This window comes from Siccibacter turicensis LMG 23730, assembly GCF_000463155.2.
In the GTDB taxonomy this organism is placed as follows: domain Bacteria; phylum Pseudomonadota; class Gammaproteobacteria; order Enterobacterales; family Enterobacteriaceae; genus Siccibacter; species Siccibacter turicensis.
Map to the genome: position 1 here is coordinate 62,970 of NZ_AWFZ01000050.1, position 11,112 is coordinate 74,081.

Genomic DNA, 11,112 nt, shown 5'->3' on the forward strand with positions numbered 1-11,112 from the left:
TTTTACGCGGCGAATGCTGTTGCGGTGTCTGCCTGAGTGCCAGACGTTTGCGATCCTGCAGCGTAAAACCCATAGGGTGGAAAAAGGAGTAAAACAGGCGGGTTACCCCGCCCGATTAACAATTACTGTTTGGCACGCTCTTCGAGCATGGCAACTGCTGGCAGAACTTTGCCTTCCACGAATTCGAGGAACGCACCGCCGCCGGTAGAGATGTAGGAAATTTTGTCAGCAATACCGAACAGGTCGATAGCTGCCAGGGTATCGCCGCCGCCTGCGATGGAGAACGCATCGCTGTCTGCGATGGCGCGCGCTACGATTTCAGTGCCTTTACGGAAGTTCGGGAATTCGAACACGCCAACCGGGCCGTTCCACAGAATGGTTTTCGCATTCTTCAGGATCTCTGCCAGTTTCTCAGCGGACACGTCGCCCATATCCAGAATCTGCTCGTCGTCTTTGATGTCAGATACGGATTTCAGGGTAGCGGTCGCGGTTTCGGAGAACTCGGTGGCAACGCGCACGTCGGTCGGAACCGGGATGTCGCAGGTGGTCAGCAGGCGTTTTGCTTCGTCTACCAGATCCGCTTCGTACAGGGATTTACCCACGTTGTGGCCCTGGGCCGCCACGAAGGTGTTAGCGATGCCGCCACCGACGATCAGCTGATCGGCGATTTTAGACAGGGAATCCAGTACGGTCAGTTTGGTGGAAACTTTAGAACCGCCAACGATAGCCACCATCGGGCGTGCCGGCTCTTTCAGGGCTTTACCCAGCGCGTCCAGCTCTTCCGCCAGCAGCGGACCTGCACAGGCGATGTCGGCGAATTTTCCGACGCCATGGGTGGATGCCTGCGCGCGGTGCGCAGTACCGAAGGCGTCCATTACGAACACGTCACACAGCGCCGCGTATTTTTTAGACAGGGTTTCGTCGTCTTTCTTTTCGCCTTTGTTGAAGCGAACGTTTTCCAGTACGACGAGCTCGCCTTCAGCAACCTCAACGCCGTCCAGGTAATCTTTTGCCAGACGAACCGGGCTGGAGATTTTATCTTTCAGGTAGTTCACTACCGGCAGCAGAGAGAATTCTTCGTTATATTCGCCTTCGGTCGGACGGCCCAGGTGGGACGTCACCATCACTTTCGCACCCTGCTTCAGCGCCAGCTCGATGGTCGGCAGCGATGCACGGATACGGGCATCTGACGTTACTTTTCCGTCTTTAACCGGCACGTTAAGGTCGGCACGGATCAGAACACGTTTACCAGCCAGATCCAGATCGGTCATCTTAATTACAGACATGGTGAATCCTCTCGTTGATTCTAAAGTTTTGCAGACGCAACCCGCGTCCTACCTGAAACCTTGAGCGGCCATCGCTAACGTGGTGTCGAGCATCCGGTTAGCAAAGCCCCATTCGTTATCACACCAGACTAACGTTTTAATCAGATGTGCTCCACTCACACGCGTCTGCGTGCCGTCCACAATGGCACTGTGCGGATCGTGGTTAAAATCGGTTGAGACCAACGGTAATTCCGTATAGTCAACTATACCATGAAATGTATCTTGCGCCGCTTTTTGCAGCAAGTGGTTGACATCACTGGCATTTACAGGTTCAAGCACCGTTACGCTCAGATCGATTGCCGTCACGTTTATGGTGGGAACCCGTACCGCAATTGCTTCAAATCTGTCATTAAATTTCGGAAAAATACGAGTTATACCGGCTGCAAGACGGGTATCCACCGGAATGATCGACTGGCTGGCCGCGCGGGTACGGCGGAGATCGGTATGCCAGGAGTCGATCACCTGCTGATCGTTCATCGCGGAATGGATCGTGGTCACCGTTCCGGAATCAATGCCGAACGCGTCGTCGAGCAGTTTTATCACGGGAATAATACAGTTTGTGGTGCAGGATGCGTTGGAAACGATGCGGTGTTCCGGACGCAAATCGCGATGGTTGACGCCGTAGACGACGGTCGCGTCAAGGTCGCTGGCACCCGGATGGGAAAAGAGCACCTTTTTCGCCCCGGCCTCGATATGCGCCAGCCCGTGGGCCTGCGTGCCATAGACGCCGGTGCAGTCCAGCACAATGTCCACACCCAGCTCGCGCCACGGCAGCGTCTCAAGACCTGGCTCATGGAGCAGGCGGATAATGTCGTCGCCAATCCACAGCTGTTCGCGCTCCTGCCGCACATCCCAGGCAAAGCGGCCGTGGGTGGTGTCGTATTTCAACAAATGCGCCATGCCTGCGGCATCCGCCAGTTCATTGATTGCCACTACGGTGATTTCCGCCCGACGCCCGGTTTCGTATAAAGCACGAAGCACATTGCGTCCAATGCGACCGAAGCCGTTAATCGCTACACGTATCGTCATAATACTCCCGCAAGTTTTGCCTCATCTGGCAACGCAGCACAGAGTAATGCAGCCTGCTACCGGGGGAAACCTTGCTCGTCACAAACTGTTTGTCGTTCGAGATTTTGTCGCTCACAAACCTTACTGAAACGCTTCAGCTAGCATAAGCGAAGCGCGGAATAAAAGGAACGCCAGCGCCGCTGACTAACTTCACTTCATGACGCAGGTCACATTTTGAATGGAATAATTTACGCCGTTTGCCGTGCCGCGCTGAATAAAAGCGGGCTGTTGCCGCACGGGCAAAAAAAACGGGCCGCCTGAGCGACCCGTTTCGTTGTAGCGATGACCGGTTACAGCAGCGCTTTCGCTTTGCTCACCACGTTATCCACGGTGAAGCCGAACTCTTCAAACAGCTGCTCGGCAGGGGCAGACTCACCGAAGGTGGTCATGCCGACGATAGCGCCGTTCAGGCCGGTGTATTTGAACCAGTAATCGGCGATGCCGGCTTCGATAGCCACGCGTGCGCTAACGGCCTTCGGCAGTACGGCTTCGCGGTAAGCGGCATCCTGCTTGTCGAACGCATCGGTGGACGGCATGGAGACCACGCGCGCACGGATGCCTTCAGCAGCCAGTTTGTCCCACGCGGCAACCGCCAGCTCAACTTCGGAACCGGTGGCGATGAAGATCACCTGCGGTTGACCGTCGCAGTCTTTCAGGACGTAAGCACCGCGGGCGATATCTGCCAGCTGCTGCTCGGTACGATCCTGCTGCGCCAGGTTCTGACGAGAGAAGATCAGCGCCGTCGGGCCGTCATGACGTTCAACCGCATACTTCCACGCAACCGCGGATTCAACCTGGTCACACGGACGCCATGTGCTCATGTTCGGCGTAACGCGCAGGGCTGCCAGCTGCTCAACCGGCTGGTGGGTCGGGCCATCTTCGCCAAGACCGATAGAGTCATGGGTGTAGACCATCACGTGACGCTGTTTCATCAGCGCGGCCATACGTACGGCGTTGCGGGCGTATTCAACAAACATCAGGAAAGTAGAGGTGTACGGCAGGAAGCCACCGTGCAGCGCGATACCGTTGGCGATAGCGGTCATACCAAATTCGCGCACGCCGTAATGGATGTAGTTACCTGCGGCATCTTCGTTGATTGCTTTGGAACCAGACCAGATAGTCAGGTTGGACGGCGCCAGATCAGCGGAACCACCGAGGAACTCCGGCAGCAGTTTGCCAAACGCTTCGATAGCGTTCTGTGAGGCTTTACGGCTGGCGATTTTCGCCGGGTTCTTCTGCAGATTCGCGATGAATTCCTGCGCTTTCGCCGCAAACTCAGCCGGCATTTCGCCCTTCATACGACGGGTGAACTCTTCAGCTTCCTGCGGGAACGCTTTAGCATAGGCCGCAAACTTCTCGTTCCACGCGCGCTCTTTCGCTTCGCCAGCTTCTTTCGCATCCCACTGGGCATAGATCTCCTGCGGGATGACGAACGGCTCATATTTCCAGCCCAGCTGTTCACGCGTCGCCGCAACTTCGGCGTCGCCCAGCGGCGCGCCGTGGGAGTCGTGGGTACCCGCTTTGTTTGGTGAACCAAAACCGATAACGGTTTTGCACATCAGCAGGGACGGTTTGTCGGAAACGGTTTTCGCCTCTTCGATGGCGCGCTTGATGGCATCCGCATCGTGACCGTCAACGCCGCGTACCACATGCCAGCCGTAGGCTTCGAAACGCTTCGCGGTATCGTCGGTGAACCAGCCGTCAACGTGGCCGTCGATGGAGATGCCGTTGTCGTCATAGAACGCGATCAGTTTGCCAAGGCCCAGCGTACCGGCCAGCGAGCACACCTCGTGGGAGATGCCTTCCATCATGCAACCATCGCCGAGGAAGGTGTAGGTGTGGTGATCCACGATGTCGTGACCCGGACGGTTGAACTGCGCCGCCAGCGTGCGTTCTGCGATCGCCATGCCCACGGCGTTGGCCACGCCCTGGCCCAGCGGACCGGTAGTGGTTTCTACGCCTGCGGTGTAACCCACTTCCGGGTGACCCGGGGTTTTCGAGTGCAGCTGACGGAAGTTTTTCAACTCTTCAATCGGCAGATCGTAACCGGTGAGGTGCAGCAGGCTGTAAATCAGCATTGAGCCGTGGCCGTTGGACAGCACAAAGCGGTCGCGGTCGGCCCATGACGGGTTCTGCGGGTTGTGGTTCAGGAAATCACGCCACAGAACTTCGGCGATATCAGCCATGCCCATAGGGGCACCCGGGTGACCGGATTTGGCTTTCTGTACGGCGTCCATGCTGAGCGCACGAATGGCATTGGCAAGCTCTTTACGAGAGGACATTTTGACTCCAGATCGGATAGTTGAAGGCCATGTCTGATTGTTGACTTGACGACTACGCGTTATGGGCTACGCCCGAAAAAGTGCCAACAATGTAACCCAAGCGGCATGGCATGTACATGGAGCATCCTTGCGCCGCGTAAGAAATCTCTGGATCGTGCTCGCAGGTTGCGCAAGTCTCTCGCGCGCTGCGCATTATCTTCTTTATACTCACCCCACTGCGCAGCGTTAAGCGCTGTGAAATCAGTCACTCTCGACCACTTATTGCGGAAGCTACACCATGAAAATGCGTGCCATTTTACTCAGCCTCGGTACGGCTGCACTCCTGACAGGCTGTCAGAATATGGACCAAAACGGCCTGCTCTCCTCTGGCGCAGAGGCTTATCAGGCGTATTCGCTCAGCGATGCGCAGGTTAAAACCTTAAGCGACGAAGCCTGTAAAGAGCAGGACAGCAAAGCCAGCCTGGCGCCGGCTAACAGCACCTACACTCAGCGACTGAATAAAATTGCTTCCGCGCTGGGGGACAACATCAATGGCCAGCCGGTGAACTACAAGGTTTACGTCACTAAAGACGTCAACGCCTTTGCCATGGCGAACGGCTGTATCCGCGTCTATTCGGGTTTGATGGACATGATGAACGACAACGAAGTGGAAGCGGTGATTGGTCATGAGATGGGCCACGTTGCGCTGGGCCACGTGAAGCGTGGTATGCAGGTGGCGCTCGGCACCAACGCGCTGCGCGTGGCGGCAGCATCGGCTGGCGGCGTGCTGGGCAATCTCTCCCAGTCTCAGCTCGGTGCGCTGGGCGAGAAGCTGGTAAACGCCCAGTTCTCCCAGCGTCAGGAAGCCGAAGCGGATGACTACTCCTACGATCTGTTGCGCAAGCGCGGCATCAATCCGTCAGGTCTGGTGACCAGCTTCGAGAAGCTGGCGAAGCAGGACGCGGGCCGTCAGAGCTCCATGTTTGACGATCACCCGGCATCTGAAGCACGTGCGCAGCACATTCGCGACCGCATGAAAGCCGACGGGTTACAGCCGCCAGCGGCGCAATAACGCGTTATCTCTAAAAGAAAGAAGGCTCCCGCGGGAGCCTTCTTTTTGTTTGCGCGGTGAGCGCCCGTGCGATAACGGCAACGCGCCGTCAGAACACGCCGGCGTTATTCGCCTTTTTTCGCGGCCTGGATATACAGCATTTCCAGCGCCAGGGTTGCCGCAGCAAGAGCCGTGATCTCAGACTGATCGTATGCCGGCGCCACTTCTACCAGGTCCATACCGACAATATTAAGATCCTTCAGGCCACGCAGCAGCTTCAGCGCGCGATCGGAGGTCAGGCCGCCGATCACCGGCGTACCGGTACCTGGGGCAAACGCCGGATCCAGGCAGTCGATGTCAAAGGTCAGGTAGACCGGCATGTCGCCGACGATCTGTTTCACCTGCGCCAGGATATCATCCACCGTACGGTCGTTAACCTGCGCGGCGTCCAGCACGGTAAAGCCGTTGTCCTTATCGAATTCGGTACGGATACCGATCTGCACCGAATGGTTCGGATCGATGAGGCCCTCTTTCGGCGCGGTGTAGAACATGGTGCCGTGATCGAACTCGCAGCCGTTGGAGTAGGTATCGGTGTGCGCATCGAAATGCACCAGCGCCATCTTACCGAAGTGCTTCGCATGGGCGCGCAGCAGTGGCAGCGTAACGAAGTGGTCGCCGCCGAACGACAGCATCCGTTTGCCGGAGGCCAGCAGCTGCTCGGCGTGCGCCTGCAGCTTTTCGCTCATCTCACGCGCATCGCCGAAGCTGTACACCAGGTCGCCGCAGTCCACCACGTTCAGACGCTTGCGCATGTCGAAGTCCCACGGGAAGCGGTTGCCTTCCCAGGCGAGGTTGGTGGAAACCTGGCGGATAGCGGCAGGTCCGAAACGGCTGCCCGAACGGCCGGAGGTTGCCATATCGAACGGAATGCCGGTGATCACCCAGTCAGCGTCGCTTTCATACGGCATGAAATTCAACGGCAGGCGTAAAAAACCAAAGGCGTTGGAAACCAGGGAGTTATCGTACTGATGGCCTAAGGTGCTCATGAGCGAAACCTCTCGTCAGAAAAAGATGTAAAAAAAATCCCTTCCGCGTCGTTAAACCCGACGAGGAAGGGATTGATTCGTGTACAGCATGTTGGCGCGGATTATCGCCGTAATTTCAACCGGGTTCAAGCCTGGCGTCGTCATGTTCGCAAGTATAGAACATGACCGCCAGAGAGCCGCACCAGCCGCGTAACGACGCACCCATGCGGCCCTGGCGCTTACTCGTCTTCCAGATAGGTGTAGCCGTACAGTCCGGCTTCGAACTCTTCAAGGAACTGCTGTTGCAGCGCGGTGTCGAGATCGGTCTGCTTCACCTGGTCACGGAAGTGCGTCAGCAGCGTATCCGGGTCGAGCTGAACGTAACGCAGCATATCTGCCACGGTATCGCCTTCATCGGACAGCTCCACTTCCACGCTGCCATCCGGGAACACGAACACGTCAACCGCTTCGGTATCGCCGAACAGGTTATGCATGTTGCCCAGAATCTCCTGATACGCGCCCACCATAAAGAAGCCCAGCGGCGGCGGGTTTTCCGGGTCGTATTCCGGCAGCGGCATGGTGGTCGCGATGCCGTCGCCATCAACGTAGTGATCGATGGTGCCATCGGAGTCACAGGTGATGTCCAGCAGCACGCCACGGCGCGTCGGGGCGTGGTTCAGCCCTTCCAGCGGCAGCACCGGGAACAGCTGATCGATACCCCAGGCATCCGGCATCGACTGGAACAGCGAGAAGTTGACGTAAATTTTATCCGCCATGCGCTCCTGCAGTTCGTCGATAATCGGGCGATGCGCGCGGTTCTGCGGATCGAGCTGCTTTTGCACTTCCTGGCACAGGCTCAGGTAGAGCTGTTCAGCCCAGGCGCGGTCCTGCAGCGTGTAGGAGCCTGAGGAGTAGCCGATATGAATATCGTGCAGATCCATCTGGCTGTCGTGCAGCCACTCTCGCAGGGAACGGCGCGTGCCCGGTTCATGCATCTCCTGCCAGGTTTCCCACATGCTCTGCAGCGGGCGCGGCGCGTCTTCCGACGGCGCGGTCGGCTCGGTGTATTCGTTACGCTCCACGCCGATGATATTGGAAACCAGCACGGTGTGGTGCGCGGTCACGGCGCGGCCCGACTCGGTGATCACCGTCGGGTGCGGCAGGCCGTTCTCTTCGCAGGCATCGCCGATGGCCCAGATAATGTTGTTGGCGTACTCGTTCAGGCCGTAGTTCACCGAGCAGTCGGACTGGGAGCGTGTCCCTTCGTAGTCCACGCCCAGGCCGCCGCCCACATCGAAGCATTCGATGTTGACGCCCAGCTTGTGCAGTTCCACGTAGAAGCGCGAGGATTCACGCACGCCGGTGGCGATATCACGGATGTTCGCCATCTGGGAGCCGAGGTGGAAGTGCAGCAGCTGCAGGCTGTCCAGACGATCGGCTTCGCGCAGCATCTCAACCAGCTGCAGTACCTGCGTGGCCGCCAGGCCAAACTTCGATTTTTCGCCGCCGGAAGACTGCCATTTGCCGGAACCCTGCGAGGCAAGACGCGCACGCACGCCAAGACGCGGGATCACGTTCAGACGCTCGGCTTCTTCCAGCACGATTTTAATTTCCGACATCTTCTCGATCACCAGATAGACCTTGTGGCCCATCTTCTCGCCGATCAGCGCCAGACGAATGTACTCGCGGTCTTTGTAGCCGTTACAGACGATGACGGAACGGGTCATGCCCGCATGGGCGAGCACCGCCATCAGTTCCGCTTTCGAGCCGGCTTCCAGCCCCAGCGGTTCGCCAGAGTGGATAAGGGATTCAATTACGCGACGGTGCTGGTTTACCTTGATCGGGTAGACCAGGAAGTAGTCGCCTTTATAGCCGTAGGACTCACGCGCGCGTTTGAACGCCGCGTTGATGGAGCGTAAACGGTGCTGAAGGATCTGCGGGAAGCAAAACAGTGCGGGCAGGCGCTGGCCCTGCTCTTCACGTGCCTTAACCAGTCTGGCAAGGTCGACGCGCGCGTGCGGAACGTCCGGGTCCGGGCAGACGGTAATGTGCCCTAACTCATTGACGTCATAATAGTTATTGCCCCACCAGGCAATATTGTACGTGCGCAGCATCTGGCTGGCTTCCTGGGAGCTCATCGCAACCTCCTGCATGGAACGTAGTACACCCTGCTCGCCCGCTGACGAAGGCGAAGAAGAAGAAATGTCGTCAGACATAGCGAACCTCAATTATTGTCGAAAGTGTATACCCTCTGGATTCCAGGGCGCAGAAAGCCGACGTCGCTTCTGCGTCCCGAAAGACAACGGGTGTAAAACAGTTGACTACTATCGCAGCCCAAAGTTGCGATAACAACCCATAAACAGTCCGACTTTCCAGCACATAGCGCTGAAACGCCGACTGCGCGACCGGTTTCATATTCATATCATTGTAAAACACGTATCCGAACCCTGTATGACGGGACGGCGAAACCACGAGAAAACTCTTGCCTCGCAAGAGCGCCCTTGTTCAGTGTTCACTGAGCCTGACGGGCCCTGAGATCCTGAGAAGCGCCGAGATGGGTATAACATCGGCAGGTTAGCAAACCAGAAATGCAGATAACGGGGGACAAACGCGCACCAGAACGGTGCGGCAGACGGTGCGAAACGGTGTGGTTCATTATCTGTTATCACCTCCACGCCAGCCTGTTATGACCAGCGAAAGCCAAAGCTATCAGTCGTTTAACCCGGCAGGAAGTGGCGATACGATGAACTCGTCGATCGCTGTTGCGTACCGTTTTGCGCTCTGCCGCAGGCGGGGGATTTCACCTCGCTGACAGAGTAAAAAGGGCACTCGCCGCGCGCGCCGTTTTATACCGGGAACAGGGGTAAAAAGCAAAATAAAATTGGGTAACTACCGGGAGTCTTCAGGAAAAACGCATTGCTGCCGATAAGCAAACAGTGCGCTACATCAAAAACTGCTGGAAATAGGGTTAAGATTTAACCTAGAATAGCCGTCCAGATGTTAATCCATCTAAATACCTGACGGGCGTCTGGCTACTGCCAATTATGCAAAGCCAGGCCCTGCGACGTTATGCAGATTAACACTCAACGGCGCGTCTTAACCTGTACGCCAGTGGATTGCTGTTCGGGCATCCTTATAACCGTTGAGCTTACCGATTTATCCAGGGTGAAAGAGAACATGGCAAAACACCTTTTTACGTCTGAGTCCGTATCCGAAGGGCATCCAGACAAAATTGCTGACCAGATTTCCGATGCGGTGCTGGATGCAATCCTCGAGCAGGATCCTAAAGCGCGCGTCGCGTGCGAAACCTACGTAAAAACCGGCATGGTACTGGTTGGCGGCGAGATCACCACCAGCGCCTGGGTTGATATCGAAGAGATCACCCGTAACACCGTGCGTGAGATTGGTTACGTTCACTCCGATATGGGCTTTGATGCCAACTCCTGCGCGGTACTGAGCGCGATTGGCAAACAGTCCCCGGACATCAACCAGGGCGTTGACCGCAGCGATCCGCTTGAGCAGGGCGCGGGCGACCAGGGCCTGATGTTTGGCTACGCGACTAACGAAACCGACGTGCTGATGCCAGCCCCGGTGACCTATGCGCACCGTCTGGTACAGCGTCAGGCTGAAGTGCGTAAAAACGGCACCCTGCCGTGGCTGCGTCCGGACGCGAAAAGCCAGGTGACCTTCCAGTATGACAACGGCAAGATCGTTGGTATCGACGCGGTAGTCCTGTCGACCCAGCATTCTGAAGAGATCGCCCAGAAAGATCTGCAGGACGCGGTGATGGAAGAGATCATCAAGCCGGTTCTGCCGGTTGAGTGGCTGACGCCGTCCACCAAGTATTTCATCAACCCGACGGGCCGTTTTGTTATCGGCGGCCCGATGGGCGACTGCGGTCTGACCGGTCGTAAGATCATCGTCGACACCTACGGCGGCATGGCGCGTCACGGTGGCGGTGCATTCTCCGGTAAGGATCCGTCAAAAGTTGACCGCTCCGCGGCCTATGCGGCGCGTTACGTGGCGAAAAACATCGTTGCTGCCGGTCTGGCCGACCGCTGTGAGATTCAGGTCTCCTACGCTATCGGCGTTGCGGAACCGACCTCCATCATGGTGGAAACCTTCGGCACCGAGAAAATCGCCTCTGAGCAGCTCACCCTGCTGGTTCGCGAGTTCTTCGATCTGCGTCCGTATGGTCTTATCCAGATGCTGGACCTGCTGCACCCGATCTACAAAGAAACCGCAGCCTACGGTCACTTTGGTCGCGAACATTTCCCGTGGGAAAAAACCGACAAAGCCCAGCTGCTGCGTGATGCTGCCGGTCTGAAATAACCCGCCGCGTCCCACGTTAAAAGCCAGCCTCGTGCTGGCTTTTTGCTTTT

At 57.1% G+C, this 11,112-nt stretch carries 9 protein-coding genes; 2 read left to right on the forward strand and 7 right to left on the reverse strand.

Annotated elements, in window-relative coordinates:
- Window positions 1–122: 122 nt before the first annotated feature.
- From pgk to tkt, 3 genes are all read right to left on the reverse strand, one after another.
- Window positions 123–1,286, reverse strand: coding sequence for a phosphoglycerate kinase (pgk, locus tag DW58_RS16190; RefSeq protein WP_024549910.1), 1,164 nt, complete (start codon window positions 1,284–1,286; stop codon window positions 123–125).
- Between the two features lie 48 nt (window positions 1,287–1,334).
- Window positions 1,335–2,354 carry an erythrose-4-phosphate dehydrogenase gene (gene epd, locus DW58_RS16195; RefSeq protein ID WP_024549909.1) on the reverse strand — a complete coding sequence of 340 codons (1,020 nt, stop codon included), beginning with the start codon at window positions 2,352–2,354 and terminating at the stop codon, window positions 1,335–1,337.
- A gap of 329 nt (window positions 2,355–2,683) precedes the next feature.
- Window positions 2,684–4,675, reverse strand: a complete 1,992-nt coding sequence (gene tkt, locus DW58_RS16200; protein ID WP_024549908.1) for a transketolase — start codon at window positions 4,673–4,675, stop codon at window positions 2,684–2,686.
- A gap of 277 nt (window positions 4,676–4,952) precedes the next feature.
- Between tkt and loiP the strand changes: the two genes are divergently transcribed.
- The gene (gene loiP, locus DW58_RS16205) at window positions 4,953–5,726 is read left to right on the forward strand and encodes a metalloprotease LoiP (RefSeq protein ID WP_024550798.1); all 774 of its coding nucleotides are present in this window, start codon (window positions 4,953–4,955) and stop codon (window positions 5,724–5,726) included.
- A 104-nt stretch (window positions 5,727–5,830) separates the two neighbouring features.
- Here the strand turns inward: loiP and speB are convergent, their stop codons facing one another.
- The 4 genes from speB to DW58_RS21655 all read right to left on the reverse strand — a co-directional run bounded on the left by speB (window position 5,831) and on the right by DW58_RS21655 (window position 9,386).
- Window positions 5,831–6,751 carry an agmatinase gene (gene speB / locus DW58_RS16210; protein WP_024550799.1) on the reverse strand — a complete coding sequence of 307 codons (921 nt, stop codon included), beginning with the start codon at window positions 6,749–6,751 and terminating at the stop codon, window positions 5,831–5,833.
- 218 nt (window positions 6,752–6,969) lie between these two features.
- Window positions 6,970–8,946, reverse strand: coding sequence for a biosynthetic arginine decarboxylase (gene speA, locus DW58_RS16215; protein WP_024550800.1), 1,977 nt, complete (start codon window positions 8,944–8,946; stop codon window positions 6,970–6,972).
- On the reverse strand, window positions 8,939–9,151 hold the full coding sequence (gene yqgB, locus DW58_RS21600) for an acid stress response protein YqgB (RefSeq protein WP_130099626.1): 213 nt from the start codon (window positions 9,149–9,151) through the stop codon (window positions 8,939–8,941). The genes speA and yqgB overlap by 8 nt, the downstream gene beginning before the upstream one ends.
- A 91-nt stretch (window positions 9,152–9,242) precedes the next feature.
- Window positions 9,243–9,386, reverse strand: a complete 144-nt coding sequence (locus tag DW58_RS21655; protein ID WP_422663650.1) for a hypothetical protein — start codon at window positions 9,384–9,386, stop codon at window positions 9,243–9,245.
- Window positions 9,387–9,907: 521 nt separating this feature from the next.
- Between DW58_RS21655 and metK the strand changes: the two genes are divergently transcribed.
- Window positions 9,908–11,062, forward strand: coding sequence for a methionine adenosyltransferase (gene metK, locus DW58_RS16220; protein ID WP_024550801.1), 1,155 nt, complete (start codon window positions 9,908–9,910; stop codon window positions 11,060–11,062).
- Window positions 11,063–11,112 lie beyond the last annotated feature (50 nt).